The organism is Serratia sp. JKS296, assembly GCF_900215445.1.
Taxonomy (GTDB): Bacteria; Pseudomonadota; Gammaproteobacteria; order Enterobacterales; family Enterobacteriaceae; genus Serratia; species Serratia marcescens.
This window is the reverse complement of sequence record NZ_OCMX01000001.1, coordinates 4171184-4194634: the sequence shown is the minus strand read 5'-3', so window position 1 is coordinate 4194634 and position 23451 is coordinate 4171184. Positions and strand designations below refer to the sequence as shown.

General features: G+C 60.2%; 17 protein-coding genes. 12 read left to right on the top strand and 5 right to left on the bottom strand.

Annotated elements, in window-relative coordinates; all coding sequences use genetic code 11:
* Positions 1–61 precede the first annotated feature (61 nt).
* The 8 genes from rlmD to CRO23_RS20145 all read left to right on the top strand — a co-directional run bounded on the left by rlmD (position 62) and on the right by CRO23_RS20145 (position 11032).
* Positions 62–1411: a 23S rRNA (uracil(1939)-C(5))-methyltransferase RlmD gene (gene rlmD / locus CRO23_RS20180; protein ID WP_016929065.1), complete on the top strand. Its 1350-nt coding sequence runs from the start codon at positions 62–64 to the stop codon at positions 1409–1411.
* Between the two features lie 9 nt (positions 1412–1420).
* On the top strand, positions 1421–3652 hold the full coding sequence (relA, locus tag CRO23_RS20175; RefSeq protein WP_004932686.1) for a GTP diphosphokinase: 2232 nt from the start codon (positions 1421–1423) through the stop codon (positions 3650–3652).
* A 102-nt stretch (positions 3653–3754) separates the two neighbouring features.
* A complete protein-coding gene (gene mazG / locus CRO23_RS20170) occupies positions 3755–4549 on the top strand; it encodes a nucleoside triphosphate pyrophosphohydrolase (protein ID WP_033641273.1) in 795 nt (264 codons plus the stop codon).
* Positions 4550–4900: 351 nt separating this feature from the next.
* Positions 4901–6538, top strand: a complete 1638-nt coding sequence (gene pyrG, locus CRO23_RS20165; protein ID WP_004932674.1) for a glutamine hydrolyzing CTP synthase — start codon at positions 4901–4903, stop codon at positions 6536–6538.
* A gap of 81 nt (positions 6539–6619) precedes the next feature.
* Complete coding sequence (gene eno / locus CRO23_RS20160) at positions 6620–7915, top strand: phosphopyruvate hydratase (RefSeq protein WP_004932670.1); 1296 nt, start codon at positions 6620–6622, stop codon at positions 7913–7915.
* A 298-nt stretch (positions 7916–8213) separates the two neighbouring features.
* Positions 8214–9404, top strand: a complete 1191-nt coding sequence (locus CRO23_RS20155; RefSeq protein ID WP_097102746.1) for an NAD(P)/FAD-dependent oxidoreductase — start codon at positions 8214–8216, stop codon at positions 9402–9404.
* Positions 9401–9805 (top strand): hypothetical protein, encoded by a 405-nt coding sequence (locus tag CRO23_RS20150; RefSeq protein WP_016929060.1) that lies wholly within the window; start codon positions 9401–9403, stop codon positions 9803–9805. Before CRO23_RS20155 ends, CRO23_RS20150 begins: the two co-directional genes overlap by 4 nt.
* Positions 9806–9835: 30 nt before the next feature.
* Positions 9836–11032, top strand: a complete 1197-nt coding sequence (locus CRO23_RS20145; protein ID WP_028127848.1) for a methionine gamma-lyase — start codon at positions 9836–9838, stop codon at positions 11030–11032.
* A gap of 37 nt (positions 11033–11069) precedes the next feature.
* On the opposite strand, the gene CRO23_RS20140 is transcribed toward CRO23_RS20145, so the two are convergent.
* The 4 genes from CRO23_RS20140 to CRO23_RS20125 all read right to left on the bottom strand — a co-directional run bounded on the left by CRO23_RS20140 (position 11070) and on the right by CRO23_RS20125 (position 17506).
* Positions 11070–12464 (bottom strand): amino acid permease, encoded by a 1395-nt coding sequence (locus tag CRO23_RS20140; protein ID WP_028127847.1) that lies wholly within the window; start codon positions 12462–12464, stop codon positions 11070–11072.
* A 102-nt stretch (positions 12465–12566) separates the two neighbouring features.
* Positions 12567–14102 (bottom strand): histidine ammonia-lyase, encoded by a 1536-nt coding sequence (hutH, locus tag CRO23_RS20135; protein ID WP_016929057.1) that lies wholly within the window; start codon positions 14100–14102, stop codon positions 12567–12569.
* The gene (gene hutU / locus CRO23_RS20130; protein WP_025159649.1) at positions 14099–15790 is read right to left on the bottom strand and encodes a urocanate hydratase; all 1692 of its coding nucleotides are present in this window, start codon (positions 15788–15790) and stop codon (positions 14099–14101) included. Before hutU ends, hutH begins: the two co-directional genes overlap by 4 nt.
* 375 nt (positions 15791–16165) lie before the next feature.
* Positions 16166–17506, bottom strand: coding sequence for an MFS transporter (locus tag CRO23_RS20125; RefSeq protein ID WP_016929055.1), 1341 nt, complete (start codon positions 17504–17506; stop codon positions 16166–16168).
* 327 nt (positions 17507–17833) lie between these two features.
* Here CRO23_RS20125 and queE point away from each other — a divergent pair, with 327 nt between their 5' ends.
* Positions 17834–18505, top strand: coding sequence for a 7-carboxy-7-deazaguanine synthase QueE (gene queE, locus CRO23_RS20120; RefSeq protein WP_004932641.1), 672 nt, complete (start codon positions 17834–17836; stop codon positions 18503–18505).
* A gap of 43 nt (positions 18506–18548) precedes the next feature.
* Positions 18549–19058 carry a GNAT family N-acetyltransferase gene (locus CRO23_RS20115; protein WP_167796723.1) on the top strand — a complete coding sequence of 170 codons (510 nt, stop codon included), beginning with the start codon at positions 18549–18551 and terminating at the stop codon, positions 19056–19058.
* Positions 19059–19084: 26 nt separating this feature from the next.
* Here the strand turns inward: CRO23_RS20115 and queD are convergent, their stop codons facing one another.
* Positions 19085–19444, bottom strand: coding sequence for a 6-carboxytetrahydropterin synthase QueD (gene queD, locus CRO23_RS20110; protein ID WP_004932638.1), 360 nt, complete (start codon positions 19442–19444; stop codon positions 19085–19087).
* Positions 19445–19880: 436 nt separating this feature from the next.
* On the opposite strand from queD, the gene cysJ reads away from it, so the two are divergent.
* Both cysJ and cysI read left to right on the top strand, forming a co-directional pair.
* Entirely contained in the window at positions 19881–21683 is a 1803-nt protein-coding gene (gene cysJ / locus CRO23_RS20105) for an NADPH-dependent assimilatory sulfite reductase flavoprotein subunit (RefSeq protein ID WP_097102742.1), read from the top strand.
* Positions 21683–23398 carry an assimilatory sulfite reductase (NADPH) hemoprotein subunit gene (gene cysI, locus CRO23_RS20100; RefSeq protein WP_016929053.1) on the top strand — a complete coding sequence of 572 codons (1716 nt, stop codon included), beginning with the start codon at positions 21683–21685 and terminating at the stop codon, positions 23396–23398. The genes cysJ and cysI overlap by 1 nt, the downstream gene beginning before the upstream one ends.
* Positions 23399–23451: the final 53 nt, after the last annotated feature.

Sequence of the window (23451 nt, the reverse complement as noted above, 5' to 3'; positions counted from 1 at the left end):
TCCAATGTGGGAGAATTGACAGCTGACACTAGCTTAATGAACCAGCACACAATCGACAAATATGGCGCAATTCTACTCTCCCAAACGCCGCGTGACGACCCGGCAGAGCTCACAAATCTTCACCGTGACGGTGAGCGATCTCGATCCTTTTGGCCAGGGCGTGGCGCGCCACGACGGCAAAGCGGTGTTCGTGCCGGGCGTATTGCCGGGCGAGCAGGCGGAAATCCAGTTGACCGAAGACAAGCGCCAGTTCGCCAAAGGCAAGCTCAAACGCCTGCTGAGCCGCAGCCCGCAGCGGGTAGAACCGCGCTGCCCGCATTTTGGCGTGTGTGGCGGCTGCCAGCAGCAACATGCTGATGAGGCGCTGCAACAGCAGAGCAAGGCGGCGGCGCTGGTGCGCATGATCGCCCGCGAAACCGGCGTAACCCCGCAACAGGAACCGGTGATCGCCGGCCCGGAATACGGCTATCGCCGCCGCGCCCGCCTGAGCCTGGCATGGCAGCCGAAGCTGCAGCGCCTGATGATGGGCTTTCGCCAGGCGGCCTCCAGCGAGCTGGTGGCGGTGGAGCACTGCCCGGTGCTGCGGCCGGAGCTGGAACAGCTGCTGGCGCCGGTGCGCGCCTGCCTGAGCGGGCTGCAGGCGGTGCGGCGGCTGGGGCATGTGGAGCTGGTGCTGGCGGATAACGGCCCGCTGCTGGTGCTGCGTCATCTCGACGCGCTGAAAGAGGCGGATCGGCAGGCGCTGTTGGCGTTTGGCGAGCGGGAAAAGGTCGCCGTTTATCTGGCGCCGGACAGCGATCGGGTGGAAAAACTGTGCGGTGAAACGCCGTATTATCAGGTTGACGGGCTACGCTTAGACTTCAGTCCGCGCGACTTTATTCAGGTCAATGACGCCGTAAACCAACAAATGGTGGCGCAGGCCCTTGAATGGCTCGATATTCAACCCAATGATCGGGTGCTGGACCTGTTCTGCGGCATGGGCAACTTCACCCTGCCGCTGGCGCGCCGCGCCGCCGCGGTGGTGGGCATCGAAGGTGTTGCCACGCTGGTAGCGAATGGGCAATATAATGCACATAAGAATAAGCTGAATAATGCGTCGTTCTTCCATGAGAATCTGGAGGACAACGTTGCGCGGCAACCTTGGGCAGCACAAGGGTTTGATAAGGTGATGCTGGATCCCGCCCGCGCCGGTGCGGCCGGGGTGATGTCACACATTGTAAAACTGGCGCCGGCGCGGGTGGTGTATGTTTCCTGTAACCCCACCACGCTGGCTCGCGACAGCAACGTGCTGTTGAATGCCGGTTATCGTCTTGCGCGCGTGCGGATGTTGGATATGTTTCCGCACACGGGGCATCTTGAATCAATGGCGCTGTTTATCAACGAGCGTGCGCCAGAGGTCGCTGCAAAGTAGGGAGAAGTTATGGTTGCGGTAAGAAGTGCACATCTGAATACGGCGGGTGAGTTCGCTCTCGATGAGTGGATCGCCGGCTTGGGGCTACCTAACCCGCAGTCATGTGAGCGATTGGCCGCAACCTGGCGTTATTGTGAGCAGCAGACCCAAAACCATCCCGACGCCTCGCTGCTGCTGTGGCGCGGCCTGGAGATGGTGGAAATTCTCTCGACGCTGAGCATGGACAATGACAGCATGCGCGCCGCGCTGCTGTTCCCGCTGGTGGACGCCGGCATCGTGCAGGAAGAGACCCTGACCGAAGCGTTCGGCAAGGGGATCGTCGCGCTGGTGCACGGCGTGCGCGATATGGACGCCATTCGCCAACTGAAAGCCACCCAAAACGACTCGATGGCCTCCGAACAGGTCGACAACGTGCGCCGCATGCTGTTGGCGATGGTGGAGGATTTCCGCTGCGTGGTCATCAAGCTGGCGGAGCGTATCGCCCACCTGCGCGAGGTGAAAGACGCGCCGGAAGACGAACGCGTGCTGGCGGCGAAAGAGTGTTCCAACATCTACGCCCCGCTGGCCAACCGGCTCGGCATCGGCCAGCTGAAGTGGGAGCTGGAGGATTTCTGCTTCCGCTACCTGCATCCGGAAGAATACAAGCGCATCGCCAAGCTGTTGCATGAGCGCCGCATCGATCGCGAACAGTTCATTGACGATTTCGTCGCCGGGCTGCGCGCAGAAATGGCCAACGAAGGCATTCGGGTGGAGATTTACGGCCGGCCGAAACACATCTACAGCATCTGGCGCAAGATGCAGAAAAAACACCTGGCGTTCGACGAACTGTTCGACGTGCGTGCGGTGCGCATCGTGGCGGAGCGCCTGCAGGATTGCTACGCGGCGTTGGGCATCGTGCATACCCACTTCCGCCATTTGCCGGATGAGTTCGACGACTACGTCGCTAACCCGAAACCGAACGGCTACCAGTCGATCCACACCGTGGTGCTGGGGCCGCGCGGCAAAACCGTAGAGATTCAGATCCGCACCCGGCAAATGCACGAAGACGCCGAACTGGGCGTGGCCGCGCACTGGAAGTACAAAGAGGGCGCGGGCGTGACCGTGCGCTCCGGCTACGAAGAACGCATCGCCTGGCTGCGCAAGCTGATCGCCTGGCAGGAAGAAATGGCGGACTCCGGCGAGATGCTCGACGAAGTGCGCAGCCAGGTGTTCGACGATCGGGTCTATGTATTTACCCCGAAAGGCGACGTGGTGGATCTGCCGGCCGGTTCCACGCCGCTCGATTTCGCCTACCACATTCACAGCGACGTCGGTCACCGCTGTATCGGCGCCAAGATCGGCGGCCGCATCGTGCCGTTTACCTATCAGCTGAAGATGGGCGATCAGATTGAGATCATCACCCAGAAACAGCCGAACCCGAGCCGCGACTGGCTGAACCCGAACCTGGGGTATGTCACCACCAGCCGCGGGCGCTCGAAGATCCACAACTGGTTCCGCAAGCAGGATCGCGACAAGAACATTCTCGCCGGCCGCCAGATGCTGGACAACGAACTGGAACATCTCGGCATCAGTCTGAAAGAGGCCGAAAAGCTGCTGATCCCGCGCTACAACATGAACTCGCTGGACGAGGTGTTGGCGGCGATCGGCGGCGGGGACATTCGCCTGAACCAGATGGTGAATTACCTGCAGGGCAAGTTCAACAAACCGAGCGCCGAAGAGCAGGATCGCGAGGCATTGCGCCAGCTGGTGCAGCAGAAAGCGCCGCCGCCGGCCCGCAACAAGGACAACGGCCGCGTGGTGGTGGAGGGCGTGGGCAACCTGATGCACCACATCGCCCGCTGCTGCCAGCCGATCCCGGGCGACGACATCGTCGGTTTTATCACCCAGGGGCGCGGTATTTCGATCCACCGTGCGGACTGCGATCAGCTGGTCGATTTGCAATCGCACGCGCCGGAGCGCATCGTCGATGCGGTATGGGGCGAAAGCTACTCCAGCGGTTATTCGCTGGTGGTGCGCGTGATGGCCAACGATCGCAGCGGGCTGCTGCGCGACATTACCACCATTTTGGCCAACGAAAAGGTCAACGTGCTGGGCGTCGCCAGCCGCAGCGACACCAAGAAACAGTTGGCCACCATCGACATGGATATCGAAATCTACAACCAGCAGGTGCTGAGCCGGGTGCTGGCGAAGCTGAACCAGCTGCCGGACGTGATAGATGCCAAGCGTCTGCACGGCAACTAAGCCCACATCGCCTTTCGGGCCGTATGCGCCATCGATACGGCCCGAGATCCATGAATTCGGTGGGCGCTCCCATGCGCCCTCATTCTTTCTCAGAGATTTTTTATGACCCAATCCACTCCGCTGCAGCGCCTGCTGAACATCATGAAAACGCTGCGCGATCCGCAGGTCGGTTGCTCATGGGACCGCAAGCAAACTTTCGCCACCATCGCGCCCTACACGCTGGAAGAGACTTACGAAGTGCTGGACGCCATCGAGCGGCAGGACTACGCCGATCTGCGCGACGAACTGGGTGATTTGCTGTTCCAGGTGGTGTTCTATGCCCAGATGGGGCAGGAGCAGGGGCTGTTCGATTTCGATGAGGTGTGCACCGCCATCAGCGACAAGCTGGAGCGCCGTCACCCGCATATCTTCGGCGACGCTGAGGCGGGAGACAGCGAAGCCGTGGCGGCGCGCTGGGAGCAGCTGAAGGCCGGCGAGCGCGCCGAAAAAGCGCTGCACTCGGTGCTGGACGACATTCCGCAGGCGCTGCCGGCGTTGATGAAGGCGCACAAGATCCAAAAACGCTGCGCCTCGGTCGGCTTCGACTGGAATACCCTGGGGCCGGTGCTGGACAAAGTGTATGAAGAGATCGACGAAGTGATGCACGAAGCCCGCCAGGCGGTGGTCGATGAGAGCAAGCTGGAAGAGGAGATCGGCGATCTGCTGTTCGCCACGGTGAACCTGTCGCGCCATTTGGGGCACAAGGCGGAGAATGCGCTGCAGGCGGCGAACCGCAAGTTCGAACGTCGCTTCCGCCAGGTGGAAGCGATCGTCCAGCAACGCGGGCTGCGGCTTGAAGACGCCACGCTGGAGCAGATGGAAGACGCCTGGCAGCAGGTGAAGCGCCAGGAAAGTTGAATCGCTGCGACGACAATGTTGATCGCAAACAAGGTTCACTTGGGCTGAAACGGTTAAGCTTGCGGTCAGGTCACAGGCGCATGGCTGCCGTCGGCAGCAAAAGGCCAACAAACTGAAATCTAAGGCGTTTTATCGCTCGAGAGGGGCGGTAAAAAGAAACTTTCTCCGCTAACTCTTTGTATTTCCTGGAGGGTTTATGCGGCGCCGGCGGAGTAAACCCTGATGAACACGGGAGGGCGGCCGAGATGATGGACAGCAAAACGATCGTTTGTAGGTCAGGAGAGGTTCGGGTATACTACTTTCCCGTCCTGGTTCTTCCATCGTCTTTAAACCTAAACTCTCAGGTTCAGCATGACAACTAATTATATTTTTGTGACCGGCGGGGTCGTATCCTCTCTGGGTAAAGGCATTGCCGCAGCCTCTCTGGCGGCTATTCTTGAAGCCCGTGGCCTCAACGTTACCATCATGAAACTGGACCCGTACATCAACGTGGATCCGGGCACCATGAGCCCGATTCAGCATGGGGAAGTTTTCGTCACCGAAGACGGCGCAGAAACCGATCTGGATTTGGGTCACTACGAGCGCTTCATCCGCACCAAAATGTCGCGTCGCAACAACTTCACCACCGGCCGCATCTACTCCGACGTGCTGCGTAAAGAACGCCGCGGCGACTATCTGGGCGCGACCGTGCAGGTCATTCCGCACATCACCAACGCGATCAAAGAGCGCATCATCGAAGGCGGCGAAGGCCACGATGTGGTGCTGGTGGAAATCGGCGGCACCGTCGGCGATATCGAATCGCTGCCGTTCCTCGAAGCCATCCGTCAGATGGCGGTGGAAGTGGGCCGCGAGCACACTCTGTACATGCACTTGACGCTGGTGCCGTACATGGCGGCGGCGGGCGAAGTGAAAACCAAGCCGACCCAGCATTCCGTAAAAGAGCTGCTTTCCATCGGTATTCAGCCTGATGTGCTGATTTGCCGTTCCGATCGCGCGGTTCCTGCTAACGAACGCGCTAAAATCGCGCTTTTCTGCAACGTGCCGGAAAAAGCGGTTATCTCTCTGAAAGACGTTGATTCTATTTATAAAATCCCAGGCCTATTGAAATCTCAGGGGCTGGACGATTATATTTGTAAACGATTCAGCCTGAACGCGCCGGAAGCCAACCTGGCCGAATGGGAACAGGTGATCTACGAAGAAGCCAATCCGGGCGGCGAAGTGACCATCGGTATGGTCGGCAAATACGTTGAGCTGCCGGACGCCTACAAGTCGGTAATCGAAGCGCTGAAGCACGGCGGGCTGAAAAACCGTTTGACCGTGAACATCAAGCTGATCGACTCGCAGGACGTGGAAACGCGCGGCGTGGAAGTGCTGAAAGGGCTGGATGCGATCCTGATCCCGGGCGGCTTCGGCTACCGCGGCGTGGAAGGCAAAGTGATGACCGCGCGCTATGCGCGCGAGAACAACATTCCTTACTTGGGCATTTGCCTGGGCATGCAGGTGGCGTTGATGGAGTTCGCTCGCAACGTGGCGGGGATGGAAAACGCCAACTCCACCGAGTTTATGCCAGACTGTAAGTACCCGGTGGTGGCGTTGATCACCGAATGGCGCGACGAAGACGGCAACGTCGAAGTGCGCAGCGAAGAAAGCGATTTGGGCGGCACGATGCGCGTAGGTGGCCAACAGTGCAACCTGAGCGACAACAGCCTGGTGCGTCAGCTGTACGGCGAACCGACCATTGTCGAGCGTCACCGTCACCGTTACGAAGTTAACAACATGCTGTTGAAGCAGATCGAAGCCGCAGGGCTGCGTGTCGCCGGTCGTTCCGCCGACAACAAGCTGGTTGAGATCATTGAACTGCCGAATCACCCGTGGTTTGTGGCCTGTCAGTTCCACCCGGAATTTACGTCTACGCCGCGTGATGGGCATCCGCTGTTCGCCGGCTTCGTGAAAGCCGCAGGCGAGCATCAGAAGCGCCAGGTGAAATAACATATTTGGTAGGCGGCGCGCGGTGAGAACCGCGCGCTGTTTGTCTGGAGTTTTAGTTTAACTTGTACTGAGGAAAACCTAATGTCCAAAATCGTTAAAGTCATCGGTCGTGAAATCATCGACTCCCGCGGTAACCCGACTGTTGAAGCCGAAGTTCATCTGGAAGGCGGTTTCGTAGGCCTGGCTGCTGCGCCGTCAGGTGCTTCTACCGGTTCCCGCGAAGCGCTGGAACTGCGTGACGGTGACAAGTCTCGTTTCCTGGGTAAAGGCGTACTGAAAGCCGTTGCCGCAGTAAACGGTCCGATTGCTCAGGCAGTACTGGGTAAAGATGCCAAAGACCAGGCGAACATCGACAAGATCATGATCGAGCTGGACGGCACCGAGAACAAATCCAACTTCGGCGCCAACGCCATTCTGGCGGTTTCCCTGGCAGCAGCGAAAGCAGCCGCAGCCTCTAAAGGCATGCCGCTGTACGAGCACATCGCTGAACTGAACGGCACCCCAGGCAAATTCTCCATGCCACTGCCGATGATGAACATCATCAACGGCGGCGAGCACGCTGACAACAACGTCGACATTCAGGAATTCATGATTCAGCCGGTTGGCGCGAAAACCCTGAAAGAAGCGGTGCGCATCGGTTCCGAAGTGTTCCACCACCTGGCGAAAGTTCTGAAAGCCAAAGGCATGAACACCGCCGTGGGCGACGAAGGCGGCTACGCGCCAAACCTGGGTTCCAACGCCGAAGCGCTGGCGGTTATCGCTGAAGCGGTAAAAGCGGCGGGCTACGAGCTGGGCAAAGACGTCACTCTGGCGATGGACTGCGCGGCTTCCGAGTTCTACAAAGACGGTAAATACGTGCTGGCCGGCGAAGGCAACAAGGCCTTCACTTCCGAAGAGTTCACTCACTTCCTGGAAGAGCTGACCAAACAGTACCCAATCGTGTCTATCGAAGATGGCCTGGATGAATCCGACTGGGCAGGCTTCGCTTACCAGACCAAAGTTCTGGGCGACAAAATCCAGCTGGTGGGCGACGATCTGTTCGTAACCAACACCAAGATCCTGAAAGAAGGCATCGAGAAAGGCATCGCTAACTCCATCCTGATCAAGTTCAACCAGATCGGTTCTCTGACCGAAACCCTGGCAGCTATCAAGATGGCGAAAGACGCCGGCTACACCGCGGTGATCTCTCACCGTTCCGGTGAAACCGAAGACGCGACCATCGCCGACCTGGCGGTAGGGACTGCGGCTGGCCAGATCAAAACCGGTTCCATGAGCCGTTCTGACCGCGTTGCCAAGTACAACCAACTGATCCGTATCGAAGAAGCGCTGGGTGACCGTGCGCCGTTCAACGGCCTGAAAGAAGTTAAAGGCCAATAAGTTCGACCGATTCGGTTGCTAAATAAAAACCCGCTGCGGCGGGTTTTTTTATGTTTTAAATTCGTGATGATTTTCAGTTTAATAATAAGTTTTTCATTGAATGCGTGGTTTTGTTTAACCCGATAATTTCATTAAAGATAGTAAATGCGTTTATTTTATATTCCCATTTTATTTGCTTTATAACTATTCGTTACTAGACTGCCAATAAGGCAGTTTATTTTTCGCCGTTCTGCCGTAGACCTTCATCATCACCATACCTTAATACTGCCGGCTTGCTGGCCGGTTGAGCGAGGGCTTGATGCGACAGCGAGTCATCATTGTCGGCGGCGGAACCGGCGGCACCATCCTGGCCAATTTATTGGCCGCAAAATTGCACCGGGAAATTATTAATAATAAAGTCGAGTTATTAATGATATCGGATTCACCGCTGCATTATTACAAGCCGGCGTTTATGTATGTGGCGTTCAATACTTTTTTCAAGCAAGAGCTAACGCGCTCACAGCGGAGTTTATTGCGGCCCGAAATACAGTTTATTATTGATAAGGCGGAATCTTTCGATTTAAAACAGCGAAGCATAGCTACGCAAAGCGGTAAATTTTATTCCTATGATTTTCTGGTTTTCGCCACCGGCTGCGTACCTTGGCCAGAGCGCATCGAAGGATTGGCGCAGGCGGGCGATCATTTTTACCAGTATCAGGCCGCCAGGCGGTTAGCGCATAAATTGGCGACGATCGAGAAAGGCCGCATTTTCATCACCGTGTCCTTCCCTGAAACGCCCAATGTGCCCCATCAGTGCGGCATCGCACCGATCGAAACCACCCTGATGCTGGATGACTACCTGCGGCGGCGCGGCGTGCGCAAGGCGGTGGAGATTGTGTACACCTATCCGACCATTTCTCAACTCTTGCGTAACTGCCTGTTTTTACAGCGCCCGACCGGTGAAGCGCTGCCCGCCATTTTTGCCGCGCGCGACATTCGCCACCAGCGAGGGTTTACCCTCAGCCGGGTAGACGCCCAGCGTAACGTCGCCTATTCCGCTGAGGGGGAAGAGCAGCCGTTCGACATTCTGATGGCGACGCCGCCGATTCGCGCAGTCGAGGCGGTGCGCAATACCGGGTTGAGCGAGAGTCAAAACGGTGAAGGCTGGCTGCCGACCGATCATCAAACGCTGCAGGTCTACGGCCAGCAGGGCGTGTATGTCATAGGCGATACCGTGGATTTGCCGGTCAGCAAGGCCGGCGGCTCTTGCCATAATCAGGCGCCGGTCATTGCCGACAACATCGTGGCGGAAATGCGGCTGGGCCACACAGTGAGCCATTATGACGGCAAGGTGCAGGCGGTTGCGCAAATGGGGCTGAATGCCGGCATGCCGCTGGTGTACGACTACCGTCACGACGTGCTGCCGACGCCCGCCACCAAGGTGGGCGGCATGCTGCGCAATGGGTTTAACCGCGGCCTTTACTGGGCCACGGTAAGGGGGCTGATATGACGGAAAGCACGGTGCATGCGGCGGACCTGCAATCATTGGCGGCGTTGCTCGAGAAACTGCAGCCGCTGCTGTCGGGCGGCCGGTTGGATAACGTGGTCGATCTGTTGTCGCTGTTGTCGGACGTGGTGGATATTGCCGACAACGCGCTGGTGGAGAAACTGGCCGGCGTCTTTGAAGGTTTGGTGACCCTCGGCTGGGAAGGTGGAACGGCGCTGCAGATGGCGCACAGCGAGCTGCAGTTGAATCCTCCACCGGCCAGTTTTCGCGCGCTGTACGCCTTGCTGAAGCAGCCGGATACCCTGCTGGGGTTAACGCTGCTGCTGCGTACTTTACAAATCATCGGCAAGCGCGCGCGAGACAGCGCGTTGCCGTCAGCCCTTCCAGATGAATCGTCGAATTAAGCTTCACCCACTCAGGTAAGGAGTTGTGTTATGTCCGCTACAGCAGTTGGCCACGACTTTGCCACCCGGGCTATTCATTACGGCTACGATCCTCAGCGGTATCAGGGTGCACTGTCTCCACCGGTGTTTATGAGCTCTACGTTTGCTTTTCCCACGGCGGAATACGGCGGCGCCTGCTTTGCCGGCACCGAGCCGGGGTACTTTTATTCGCGCATCGCCAACCCGACGTTAAACCTGCTCGAGCAACGCATCGCCAACCTGGAGGAGGGGGAGGCGGCGGTGGCGTTCGCTTCCGGTATGGGGGCGATCACCGCGTGTTGTTGGACGCTGCTCAGACCGGGTGATGAGCTGATTGTCGATGAAACCGTCTATGGTTGCACCTTCAGCTATTTTCATCATGGTCTGGCGCGCTTTGGCGTCAAGATAACCCACGTTGACCTGACCCGGCCGGAGCGGCTGGCGTCGGCCATGGGGCCGCATACCCGGCTGGTGTATTGCGAAACGCCGGCCAATCCCAACATGCGCTTGATCGATATCGCCGCCGTGGCGGAGATCGCCCATCGGCATCAAGCGTTGCTGCTGGTGGACAACACCTACTGTACGCCCTATCTGCAGCGGCCTCTGGCGTTAGGCGCCGATATCGTGGTGCACTCGGCGACCAAGTACCTCGGCGGGCACGGCGATCTCCTGGCCGGGATAGCGGTGACGCGTCAGGCGTTGGCCGAGGCGATCCGTCTGGAGGGGCTAAAGGACATGAACGGGGCGGTACTGTCGGCGCAGGATGCCGCGCTGGTGCTGCGCGGGATGAAAACCTTGCCGCTGCGCATGGATCGTCATTGCGATAACGCGCAGCGCCTGGCGGAGATGCTGACGGAGCATCCGGCGATCGAGCGGGTGTATTACCCCGGCCTGGCGAACTTCCCGCAGCATGCGTTGGCGCAGCGGCAAATGGCGCGCCCCGGCGGCATGCTGGCGTTTGAACTGCGGGGCGGAATGCGTGCGGGCATTCGCTTCCTCAATGCGCTGCAGCTCATCTTGCGCGCGGTCAGCCTGGGCGATTGCGAAAGCCTGGCGCAACACCCGGCCAGCATGACGCACTCGGCCTACACGCCGGAAGAGCGGAAACGGCACCACATCAGCGAGGGGCTGGTGCGGCTGTCCGCCGGGCTGGAGGCGTTTGACGATCTGCAGGCGGATATCCTGCAGGCGCTGGCGCAGGCGCAATAAAAAAACCCGCCGCAGCGGGTTTTGGCCGAAGCGAGCGTTACATCTGTTGCGTCGCGGTGGTCACTGGCGAACCGCCGCCTTTTTTGCGCACCCACAGCCAGTAAGCCGCTGTGAGGAACGCGATCCACACCAGCCCGACGTACAGCGCGATGCGGCTCTCTTCGAAGTAGCCGAGCAGGCCGATGACGAACGCCATAAAGGCGGTCGCCAATGCCGGCGCCACCGGCCACCACGGCACCGGGAAGCTCAACTGACGCGTTTCTTCCGGCGACAGCGTGCGGCGCATGACGATCTGCGACAGCAGGATCATCAGCCACACCCAGACGGTGGCGAAGGTGGCGATCGAGGCGATGATCATGAAGACCTTCTCCGGGATCAGGTAGTTGAGCACCACCGCCAGCAGCAGGGCGATTGACATGACCAGCACCGTCATCCACGGCACGCCGCTGGCGGTCAGCTTGGTGAAGCTGCGCGGCGCCTGGCCGTCCTGCGCCATGCCGTACATCATGCGGCCGGCGCCGAAGATGTCGCTGTTGATGGCCGAAATGGCCGCGGTGATCACCACCACGTTCAGCACGTTGGCGGCGGAGCTGATGCCGAGGTTGCTGAAGATCTCAACGAACGGGCTGCCGTTCTGGCCGATGCTGTTCCACGGATAGATCGCCATCAGCACCGTCAGCGTCAGCACGTAAAACAGCAGGATGCGCACCGGCACGGCGTTGATCGCCTTCGGCAGCACTTTGGCGGGGTCTTTCGCCTCGCTGGCGGTGATGCCGATGATCTCGATGCCGCCGAAGGCGAACATCACTACCGCTAATGACGCGACCACGCCGCCAATGCCGTTAGGCATAAAGCCGCCGTGCTGCCACAGGTTGCTGATGCCGGTGGCGTGCTGGGCTTGCCCGAAACCGAACAGCATCACCGCCGCACCGCCGACGATCATCGCCACGATGGCGGCGACCTTGACCAGCGACAGCCAGAACTCCAGCTCGCCGAAAACCTTGACGCTGCACAGGTTGAGCGCGCCGATAAACAGGATGATGCTGAGCACCCAGACCCACTGGGCGACGTCCGGGAACCACAGCCCCATATAGATGCCGAAGGCGGTGACGTCCGCCAGGGCGACGATCACCATTTCAAAGGTGTAGGTCCAGCCGGTGAGGAACCCGGCCAGCGGGCCGAGATAGTGGCTGGCGTAGTGGCCGAACGAGCCGGAAACCGGCTGATGCACCGCCATTTCACCCAGCGCGCGCATCACCATGAATACCGCCGCGCCGCCCACCAGGTAGGCCAGCAGCACCGCCGGGCCGGCCAGCTGGATGGCGCCGGCGGAGCCGTAGAACAGGCCGGTGCCGATCGCCGAGCCGAGAGCCATGAAACGGATATGCCGCGCGTTTAGTCCGCGTCTGAGTTGTGTCGTTTCGTTACGCATGTTGCTTCCCGTTAAGTGTTTGCCGAACAGGCACGCGCTGCCCGCGCCGGGTGGAACGCACCCGGCGGGGCAGAACAAACTGCGTGATTCAGTGTGTGATGATTATGCCTGGCTAGGCAGCAGCGCCGCAGGCAGCAGCGATGTCAGGTGACCGGCCGCCAATAGCTGGCTGGCGGCTTCAATGTCGGGGGCGAAGAAACGATCCTTGTCGTAGAAACTGACATGCTCGCGCAGCAGACGGCGCGCCTGCTCCAGACCTTCCGAGGTCTTCAGGCCGTTGCGGAAATCCAGGCCCTGGCAGGCGGCCAGCCACTCGACCGCCAGAATGCCGCGCACGTTGTCCGCCATGCTCCACAGACGGCGGCCGGCGGCCGGCGCCATGGAAACGTGGTCCTCCTGGTTGGCGGAGGTCGGAATGCTGTCGACGCTCGATGGATGCGCCAGCGCTTTGTTTTCGCTGGCCAGCGCCGCGGCGGTGACCTGAGCGATCATGAAGCCGGAGTTCACGCCGCCGTTCTCCACCAGGAACGGTGGCAGCTGCGACATGTGTTTGTCCATCATCAGCGAGATGCGGCGCTCGGACAGCGAACCGATTTCGGCGAATGCCAGCGCCAGGTTATCGGCGGCCATCGCCACCGGTTCGGCGTGGAAGTTGCCACCTGACAGCACGTCACCCTGCTCGGCGAACACCAGCGGGTTATCGGAGACGGCGTTGGCTTCGATCTCCAGCACCTCGGCGGCTTGGCGGATCTGCGTCAGGCAGGCGCCCATTACCTGCGGCTGGCAGCGCAGGGAGTAAGGATCCTGCACTTTTTCACAGTTGCGGTGCGAGTCGGAGACTTCGCTGCGCGCGCCGAGCAGGTGGCGGTAGGCGAGGGCGGCGTCGATCTGGCCGCGCTGGCCACGCACCTCGTGGATGCGCGCATCGAACGGGCTGCGGGAGCCCAGCGCCGCTTCCACCGTCAGGCTGCCCGCCACGGTCGCGGCGGCGAACAGGTCTTCCGCGTCGAACAGGCCGCGCAGCGCGAAGGCGGCGGAGACTTGGGTGCCGTTCAGCAATGCCAGGCCCTCTTTCGCCGCCAGCGTCAGCGGTTTCAGGCCGGCTTTGGCCAGCGCTTCGGTTGCCGGCAGCCATTGGCCCTGATGGCGCGCTTGGCCTTCGCCCAGCAGCACCAGGCTCATGTGCGCCAGCGGCGCCAGATCGCCGGAGGCGCCGACTGAGCCTTTCAGCGGGATATGCGGATAGACTTCGGCGTTGACCAGCGCGATCAGCGCCTGGATAACTTCCAGGCGAATGCCGGAGAAGCCGCGCGACAGGCTGTTGATCTTCAGCACCATGATCAGGCGCACCAGATTGTCGTCGGTCGGCTCGCCCACGCCGGCGGCGTGTGACAGCACGATCGAGCGCTGCAGATTTTCCAGATCGTCGCGGGCGATGCGCGTCGAAGCCAGCAGGCCAAACCCGGTGTTGATGCCGTATGTGGTGCGGTTTTCTTCAACGATGCGTTCCACGCAGGCCACGCTTCGCTGGATTGGGGCATAGGCGTTGTCGTCCAGCGTCAGCGTCACCGGGTGTTGATACACGTCGCGTAGCTGGGCCAGCGTCAGTTTGCCCGGGCGAATAGTCAGCGCTTTCATGCTTTTTCTCCTTGGGTCGCGGCAACCATCGGCAGGTTCAGGCCTTGCTCGCGGGCGCAGTCGATAGCGATATCGTAACCGGCGTCGGCGTGACGCATGACCCCGGTAGCCGGGTCATTGTGCAGCACGCGGGCGATGCGCTCGGCGGCTTCGTCGGTGCCGTCGCAGACGATCACCATGCCGGAGTGTTGGGAGAAGCCCATGCCGACGCCGCCGCCGTGGTGCAGGGAAACCCAGGTGGCGCCGCTGGCGGTGTTCAGCAGGGCGTTCAGCAGCGGCCAGTCGGAAACCGCATCGGAACCGTCTTTCATCGCTTCGGTTTCACGGTTCGGGCTGGAAACGGAGCCGGAATCCAGGTGGTCGCGGCCGATGACGATCGGGGCGGACAGTTCGCCGCGGCGAACCATCTCGTTGAACGCCAGACCCAGCTTGGCGCGCTGGCCGAGGCCAACCCAGCAGATGCGCGCCGGCAGGCCCTGGAAGCTGATGCGCTCGCGCGCCATGTCCAGCCAGCGGTGCAGGTGTTCGTCATCCGGGATCAGCTCTTTCACCATGGCGTCGGTTTTGTAGATGTCCTGCGGATCGCCGGACAGCGCCGCCCAGCGGAACGGCCCGATGCCGCGGCAGAACAGCGGACGGATGTAGGCCGGCACGAAGCCCGGGAAGTCGAAGGCATTGTCGACGCCGGTTTCTTTCGCCATCTGGCGAATGTTGTTGCCGTAGTCGAAGGTCGGCACGCCCATCTGCTGGAACGCCAGCATGGCTTTGACGTGATCGGCCATCGACTGCTTGGCGGCGGCGACCACCTTGGCCGGCTCGGTCTGGGCGCGCTGGCGATACTCTTCCCAGCTCCAGCCTTTCGGCAGATAGCCGTTCAGCGGATCGTGGGCGCTGGTCTGATCGGTGACCATGTCCGGGCGCACGCCGCGGCGCACCAGCTCAGGCAGGATTTCCGCCGCGTTGCCGCACAGGGCGATGGAGATGGCTTTGCCTTCTGAGGTGTATTTTTTGATGCGGGCCAGCGCGTCGTCCAGATCTTTGGCCTGCTCATCGACGTAGCGGGTTTTCAGACGGAAATCGATGCGGCTCTGCTGACATTCGATGTTCAGCGAGCAGGCGCCCGCCAGCGTGGCGGCCAGCGGCTGCGCGCCGCCCATGCCGCCCAGACCGGCGGTCAGCACCCAGCGCCCCTGCAGGCTGCCGTCGTAATGCTGGCGGCCCGCTTCGACGAAGGTCTCATAGGTGCCCTGAACGATGCCCTGGCTGCCGATGTAGATCCAGCTACCGGCGGTCATCTGGCCGTACATGGCCAGGCCTTTGGCGTCCAGTTCGTTGAAGTGTTCCCAGGTCGCCCAGTGCGGCACCAGGTTGGAGTTGGCGATCAGCACGCGCGGCGCGTTGCTGTGGGTTTTGAATACGCCGACCGGCTTGCCGGACTGCACCAGCAGGGTTTCGTCCTCTTCCAGCGTTTTCAGGGTTTCGACGATCTTGTCGTAGCAATCCCAGTCGCGCGCGGCGCGGCCGATGCCGCCGTACACCACCAGCTCATGTGGGTTCTCCGCAACTTCAGGATCGAGGTTGTTCATCAGCATGCGTAACGGCGCTTCGGTCAGCCAGCTTTTTGCGTTTAATTGTGTGCCGCGTGGCGCGCGTACATCGACATTGCGAACTTTGTTATTTGTAGTCACAGCATTTTCCTCAAACAGTATCGGTGCAGATTCCATGCCGCGGTGGGGATGAGTACCACGGCATAACAATGCGTAGGGCTTATTAACATATACTTGTATGTACAAGCATATGCAACACTGACCAGTTGCCGCTGAAAAGTGGCATAAGAAAAAGTTATTTTCTTTTTATATCAGGTTGATATGCGATTTTTTATCACCGGCTTCATGTGCGAAAAGCCGGAGAAAAGTGAGCTGTTCGGCAAAAATGAATTAAAATTGACTCATTTTTGGGCGGCTAGTCACAATATTTTTACAGACTGATTACAGTTGGCGGCGGAGGATAAACAAGCCCTATCACCGCGGGAAGAAAGCCCGCCGTGGGCGGGCTTGCCAGGCTCAGGCGGCCGGTTGCAGCATCGGCTTGCGGCTCATCTTGCACACCGTGGCGATGGCGGCGATCAGCGCCGGTACGCACAGGAACATCAGGATGCTCTGCACTTCCCACTGCATCGCCAGCAGTTGGGCGCCCATCATGGTGCCGGCGACGCCGCCGAAGCGGCCGATGCCCTGCATCCAGGCGATGCCGGTGGCGCGGCTGTGGGTCGGGTAGAAGGTGGCCGCCAGCGTTTGCAGCCCGGACTGCGCGCCGTTCATGGTGACGCCCATCAGGAAGATGAAGGCGCCCAGCAGCACGATCTGCTTGTCTTCGGTGGCCATCGCCACGATCAGCAGGGCGGTGACGACAAAGCCACTCGAGACCACTTTGTGCGCATTCCAGCGGTCCATCAGCCAGCCGGCCACCAGGATGCCCAGCGTGCCGCCGAAGGTGAACAGCGAGGTGAGCATCGCCGACTGTTCCAGCTGATAGCCCAGCCCCTGCATCAGGATTGGCATCCAGCTCAGCAGCACGTAATAGATCACCAGCCCCATGAAGTAGGTCACCCACAGCATCAGCGTGCCGAGCAGGTAAGGGCGGCTGAACAGCAGGCCGACGCTGGTCTTGGCCTGCGTCAGCTTCTCTTCGTACAGGTAAAAACGCGTCACGCCGTCGAGGCTCTGGCTGACGAAGCGTTGCGCGATGCGTTTGATCTTCGCCGCATCCTGCCCGCGGTTGACCATATATTTGACCGATTCCGGCAGCAGCAGGATCAGCAAAACCGTCAACGCCAGCGGCGCAATGGCGCCGAGCAACAGCACGCTGTGCCAGCCGTAGCTCGGGATCAGCCACGATGAAATGGCGCCGCCGCCGGCCGCGCCCAGCGGAAAGCCGCAATACATGGTATTGATCGCCAGCGAACGGCAGCGCTGCGGCGCGTATTCGGAGATCAAGGTAATGGCGTTGGGCATCGCCGCCCCCAGCCCGAGACCGGTGAGGAAGCGCCACAGCGTCAGGCTGTTGAGCGAACCGGCGTAGGCGGTGGCCAGGCTCGACAGGCCGAAGAACAGGCAGGAAAACACCAGCACGCGCTTGCGGCCGATGCGGTCGGAGATTGGCCCGGCTATCAGCGCGCCGAGCGACAGCCCCAGCAGCGCGGCGCTCAGCACCGGCCCCAGATCCTGCTTCACGATGCCCCAGTCTTTGGCGACCGAGGGGGCGATATAGCCCATGGCGGCGGTATCGAAACCGTCGATGGCGAGGATCAGGAATCCGAGAACGATCAGTGTCCAGTGAAACAGCGAAAACTTGCTGTCGTCGATGGCCTGTTGAATGTTTAACTCGCTGGTGGAATGAGTCATGGCACCCTCTAAACGCAGATGTAGTCGTGATGAATAGTATGTGGCCGAAACTGATGCTCGGCTTGTGTTTGCTTGTATATACATCTGCGCGTCGGCGCTTTATGTCAAATATAATTATCTTATTTGTTAACTTCGTGTTGTTTTCTGTGGAGCAGGTTGCACCGCGGATGAAAGGCCTAATACCGGTTAACAAATTAAATGAACGCCATTGGCGGTGAGATATGCTGGCGGCGGCGCGGAGGAAAAAATTTAATACAATTTTGGCCGTTTGGTCGCCGAGGCGGAATCTGCGATAATCGTTTTTTACTTTTCCAGATTGAGAAACCGATGCAGTACCCGATCAACGAGATGTTCCAAACCTTGCAGGGCGAAGGCTTTTTCACCGGCGTGCCGGCCATTTTCATCCGCCTGCAGGGCTGCCCGGTAGGGTGCAGCTGGTGCGACACCAAACATACCTGGGAAAAGGAAGCCCATCGGGAAGTAGACCTGCAACGGATCCTGGTCAAAACAGAAGAGAGCGACGCCTGGGGCAATGCCAGCGCCGAGCAGCTGTTGGCGGTGATGCGCCAACAAGGCTACACCGCGCGCCATGTGGTGATCACCGGCGGCGAACCCTGCATTTACGATCTGGCGCCGCTGACCGAGCTGTTCGAACAGCACGGCTACCGTTGCCAGATTGAAACCAGCGGCACCCACGAAATTCGCTGTTCCGCCAACACCTGGGTGACGGTTTCGCCCAAGGTGAATATGCGCGGCGGCATGAAGGTGTTGGATCAGGCGCTGCGGCGCGCCGACGAGGTGAAGCATCCGGTGGCGCGCGAGCGCGACATCGAGGCGCTGGATGCGCTGCTGGCGACGTTGCAGGATGACAAGGCGCGCATTATCGCGCTGCAGCCGATCAGCCAGAAAGAAGAGGCGACCCGTCTGTGTATTGAAACCTGTATCGCGCGCAATTGGCGGCTGTCGATGCAGACCCACAAGTATCTGAACATCGCCTGAGTTTTTTATTGGCCGCAGGCCTTCGAACGGGACGGGAGTTACGGTGAAAATTATATCGCGTGCATTCGAGGCGGTGACGGAAGCGGAATTGCGGTCGATTCGCTCGCTGTTGTCCGACGCTTTCCCCGAGATAACCGACGGATTTTATCGGCGGCAGGTGCCGGCTTGCCTGGTGACCGCCACGGAAGGCGAGGCGATCGTCGGACAACTGGCGGTGCATGAGCGGCCGGTGTTGATTGACGGTGAGGCCGAGGTGATCGGCATCATCGGGCTGGTGGCCGTGGCACACACGCATCGGCGCCGCGGCGTGGCCGCAAACATGCTGGTGAAGGCGCATGACTATTTGCGCAGTAAAGGGATCGCGTATTCCATACTGTTTGCGGTAAGCGAAAAGTACTATACCGGCGCCGGCTATCGGGCGATGGAAAACGAGACGGCGTTCATTGAGGATGGCGAGAGCAAAACGTTTGTCTATCGAGGGGGAATGGCGCTGAGCCTGTCGGAAAGGCCCTGGACGGCGCGGCGTCTGGATCTGCAAGGCGAGGTAGTGTGAGGGTATCTGCACATACCCTCACGGCATCAACCTTTATATACGCATCCCGCCGTACAGGTCTCTTTCACCATCACCGCAGTCAGTTCCGGTAACTGGGGCTTGAGCTGCTGCCAAATCCAGGCGGCGAGCACTTCGCTGGTGGGATTTTCCAATCCTGGAATATCGTTCAGATAATGGTGATCCAGCCGTTCCCAGATCGGGGAAAACACAGCCTTGAGCTCGGCGAAATCCATCACCCAACCGGTGTGGGGATCCACTTCACCGGTCACTTCCAGACGCACCATAAACGAATGCCCATGCAGACGGCCGCATTTATGGCCCTCCGGCACGTGCGGCAAGCGGTGTGCGGCTTCAAACTGAAAATCTTTAAACAGCGTGGTTGCCATTATTACGGCCTCATTGACTCAAAAACCGCCGCATAGTACCGGAAAGCGCGTCTGCTTGCCATTTATACCGTTATGGTCTACCGCCGCGGTAACCGCGCCCGGTTAACACTTTTTTTGTTTGGTGTTTGCGGCACCTATCGGCTGGGGTTATGAGTCGAAATGTTGAACGGTGAAAAAATGATGAAAAAAAGCGCTTTAATTTCATCTGGATAAAAAACTTTGTTTAACGGTTTAAGCGTTATCCCTTACCAGAAAAACAGCTTAGTCATTTTGGTTATGATTTATTGCTATCCCTTATTTAATCGTTGCTATTCTGCTCGGTAACCTTACAAACTCTCCTGATCTTTTCCGCACACCCGACGCAGCGAAGAGACAGCGACTGGCACTGGCGCGCGCCTGGCAGGAAAGGCGCTAAGTATAGGAAATAAGTACAGCAATGACGACTCAGGCTCCTCCAACATCTTTGCTCCCGCTGACGCCCGAACAGCTGGCACGCCTGCAGGCGACGATCGGCGACTATTCGCCGACGCAGCTGGCGTGGCTGTCCGGTTATTTTTGGGGCATGGTCAATCAACAGCCCGGAGCCGTGGCCATGGCGCCTGTCGCCCCTGCGGCTGCCGCCGGCATCACTATCATTTCCGCTTCGCAGACCGGCAATGCGCGCCGCCTGGCGGAGCAGCTGCGCGACGATCTGCTGGCCGCCAATCTGAGCGCCACGCTGATCAACGCCGGCGACTACAAGTTCAAGCAGATAGCTCAAGAGCGCCTGCTGGTGATCGTCGCCTCCACGCAAGGGGAAGGCGAGCCGGCGGAAGAAGCGGTGGCGCTGCATAAATTCCTGTTTTCGAAGAAGGCGCCGAAGCTCAATGACACCGCGTTTGCAGTGTTCGGGCTGGGCGACACCTCTTATGAGAATTTCTGCCAGTCAGGTAAAGATTTCGACGGCAAGCTGGCCGAGCTGGGTGCCGAGCGCCTGGTGGAGCGCGTGGATGCCGACGTGGAGTACCAGGAGCTGGCCGCCGCCTGGCGCAAACAGGTGGTGTCGGTGCTGAAGGCGCGCGCGCCGGCGGAAAGCGCCGCGCCGGGCGTGTTGGCCAGCGGCGCGGTTGACCTGATCGACAGCAGTCCGTACAGCAAGGAACAACCGCTCACCGCCCAACTGGCGGTCAAGCAGAAAATTACCGGCCGCGCGTCGGATAAAGACGTGCGCCATATCGAGATCGATCTGGGCAACTCCGGCCTGCGCTATCAGCCGGGCGATGCGCTCGGCGTATGGTTCGACAACGATCCGGCGCTGGTGGACGAACTGGTGCAGCTGTTGTGGCTGAAAGGCGACGAGCCGGTCGAGGTGGAAGGGCAGACCCTGCCGCTGGCGCAGGCGCTGCGCAGCCATTTCGAGCTGACGCAGAACACCACGCCGATCGTCGATAAATACGCCGCGCTGTCGCGCGACGAAACGCTGATCGGCCTGCGGGCGGATAAAGCCGCGCTGCAGCATTACGCGCACAACACGCCGATCGTCGACATGGTGCGCCAGGCGCCGGCGGATCTGAGCGCCGAACAGCTGATCGGTCTGCTGCGTCCGCTGACGCCGCGCCTGTACTCCATCGCCTCTTCGCAGGCGGAGAACGAAAGCGAAGTGCACATCACCGTGGGCGTGGTGCGTTACGACATCGACGGGCGCGCCCGCAGCGGCGGCGCCTCCGGCTTCCTGGCGGATCGCCTGGAGGAGGACGGCGACGTGCGGGTGTTTATCGAGCACAACGACAACTTCCGTCTGCCGGCCAACCCGGAAACGCCGGTGATCATGATCGGCCCGGGCACCGGCATCGCGCCGTTCCGCGCCTTTATGCAGCAGCGCGACGCCGACGGCGCCGGCGGCAAAAACTGGCTGTTTTTCGGCAACCCGCACTTTACCGAAGATTTCCTGTACCAGGTTGAATGGCAGCGCTACGTGAAAGACGGCCTGCTGACCCGCATCGATCTGGCCTGGTCCCGCGACCAGCAACATAAAATATACGTACAAGACAAACTGCGCGAACAGGGCGCGGAAGTGTGGCGCTGGATTCAGGAAGGCGCGCACATTTACGTCTGCGGCGATGCCAATCGCATGGCGAAAGACGTGGAAAACACATTACTGGAACTGGTGGCCGAGCACGGTGGCATGGATACCGAGCAGGCGGATGAATTTTTAAGTGAGCTGCGCCTTGAGCGCCGTTATCAGCGAGATGTTTACTGATGAGTGATAAACACCCCGGGCCTTTGGTAGTCGAAGGCAAACTGGCCGATGCGGAGCGCATGAAGAAGGAAAGCAACTTCCTGCGCGGCACTATCGCCGAAGATTTGAACGACGGCCTGACCGGCGGCTTCAACGGCGACAACTTCCTGCTGATCCGTTTTCACGGCATGTACCAGCAAGATGACCGCGACATTCGCGCCGAACGCGCCGAGCAGAAGCTGGAGCCGCGCCACGCCATGATGCTGCGCTGTCGCCTGCCGGGCGGCATCATCAGCCCGCAGCAGTGGCTGGGCATCGACAAGTTCGCGCAGGAGAGCACGCTGTACGGCAGTATTCGCATCACCAACCGCCAAACGTTCCAGTTTCACGGCATTCTGAAAGGCAACGTCAAACCGGTGCACCAGCTGCTGAACCGCTTGGGGCTGGACGCGCTGGCGACCGCCAACGACGTGAACCGCAATGTGCTGTGCACCTCCAACCCGGTGGAGTCCGAGCTGCATCAGGAAGCCTACGAGTGGGCGAAGAAGATCTCCGAACACCTGCTGCCGCGCACCCGCGCCTACGCAGAGGTGTGGCTGGATCAGGAGAAGGTGGCCACTACCGACGAAGAGCCGATTCTGGGGCCGACCTACCTGCCGCGCAAATTCAAAACCACGGTGGTGATCCCGCCGCAGAACGACGTCGATCTGCACGCCAACGACATGAACTTCGTGGCGATCGCCGAAAACGGCAAGCTGGTGGGCTTCAACCTGCTGGTGGGCGGCGGGCTGTCCATTGAGCACGGCAACAAGAAAACCTACGCGCGTCAGGCCAGCGAGTTCGGCTACATTCCGCTCGAGCATACGCTGGCGGTGGCTGAAGCGGTGGTGACCACACAGCGCGACTGGGGCAACCGTACCGATCGCAAGAACGCCAAAACCAAATACACGCTGGAGCGCGTCGGGGTGGACGTTTTCCGCGCCGAAGTGGAAAAGCGCGCCGGCATCACCTTCGCGCCGATTCGGCCGTATGAATTCACCGGCCGCGGCGATCGCATCGGTTGGGTGAAGGGCATCGACGATCAGTGGCACCTGACGCTGTTTATCGAGAACGGCCGCCTGCTGGACTATCCGGGGCGCCCGCTGAAGACCGGTATGGCGGAGATCGCCAAGATCCATAAAGGCGACTTCCGCCTGACGGCGAACCAAAACGTGATCATCGCCGGCGTGCCGGAAAGCGAAAAGGCGAAGATCGAAGCCTTGGCGCGCGATCATGGCCTGATCGACGACGAGATCAGCGAGCAACGCAAAAACTCGATGGCCTGCGTGTCGTTCCCGACCTGCCCGCTGGCGATGGCGGAGGCCGAGCGTTTCCTACCGCAGTTTGTCACCAAGGTGGAAGGGATCATGCATCGGCACGGGGTGGGTGACGAGCATATCGTGCTGCGCATCACCGGCTGCCCGAACGGCTGTGGCCGCGCGCTACTGGCGGAGCTGGGGCTGGTGGGCAAGGCGGTCGGCCGCTATAACCTGCATTTGGGCGGCAACCGCGAAGGCACGCGCATTCCGCGCATGTACCGCGAGAACATCAACGAAGATGAGATCCTGAGCGAGATCGATCTGCTGGTGGGGCGCTGGGCGAAGGAGCGCAACGCCGGCGAAGGTTTCGGCGACTTCACCGTTCGCGCGGGCATCGTCAAACCGGTGCTGGATCCGGCGCGAGATTTTTGGGAGTGAGGCCGGCGGCCCCTGGGCAGAGGGGCCGCACAGGTCATTTCAAGTATCAGGAG

Coding starts and splice junctions, on each gene's coding strand:
- rlmD (WP_016929065.1), top strand. CDS start 62: ATGGCGCAATTCTACTCTCCCAAACGCCGCGTGACGACCCGGCAGAGC.
- relA (WP_004932686.1), top strand. CDS start 1,421: ATGGTTGCGGTAAGAAGTGCACATCTGAATACGGCGGGTGAGTTCGCT.
- mazG (WP_033641273.1), top strand. CDS start 3,755: ATGACCCAATCCACTCCGCTGCAGCGCCTGCTGAACATCATGAAAACG.
- pyrG (WP_004932674.1), top strand. CDS start 4,901: ATGACAACTAATTATATTTTTGTGACCGGCGGGGTCGTATCCTCTCTG.
- eno (WP_004932670.1), top strand. CDS start 6,620: ATGTCCAAAATCGTTAAAGTCATCGGTCGTGAAATCATCGACTCCCGC.
- CRO23_RS20155 (WP_097102746.1), top strand. CDS start 8,214: ATGCGACAGCGAGTCATCATTGTCGGCGGCGGAACCGGCGGCACCATC.
- CRO23_RS20150 (WP_016929060.1), top strand. CDS start 9,401: ATGACGGAAAGCACGGTGCATGCGGCGGACCTGCAATCATTGGCGGCG.
- CRO23_RS20145 (WP_028127848.1), top strand. CDS start 9,836: ATGTCCGCTACAGCAGTTGGCCACGACTTTGCCACCCGGGCTATTCAT.
- CRO23_RS20140 (WP_028127847.1), bottom strand. CDS start 12,464: ATGCGTAACGAAACGACACAACTCAGACGCGGACTAAACGCGCGGCAT.
- hutH (WP_016929057.1), bottom strand. CDS start 14,102: ATGAAAGCGCTGACTATTCGCCCGGGCAAACTGACGCTGGCCCAGCTA.
- CRO23_RS20125 (WP_016929055.1), bottom strand. CDS start 17,506: ATGACTCATTCCACCAGCGAGTTAAACATTCAACAGGCCATCGACGAC.
- queE (WP_004932641.1), top strand. CDS start 17,834: ATGCAGTACCCGATCAACGAGATGTTCCAAACCTTGCAGGGCGAAGGC.
- queD (WP_004932638.1), bottom strand. CDS start 19,444: ATGGCAACCACGCTGTTTAAAGATTTTCAGTTTGAAGCCGCACACCGC.
- cysJ (WP_097102742.1), top strand. CDS start 19,881: ATGACGACTCAGGCTCCTCCAACATCTTTGCTCCCGCTGACGCCCGAA.
- cysI (WP_016929053.1), top strand. CDS start 21,683: ATGAGTGATAAACACCCCGGGCCTTTGGTAGTCGAAGGCAAACTGGCC.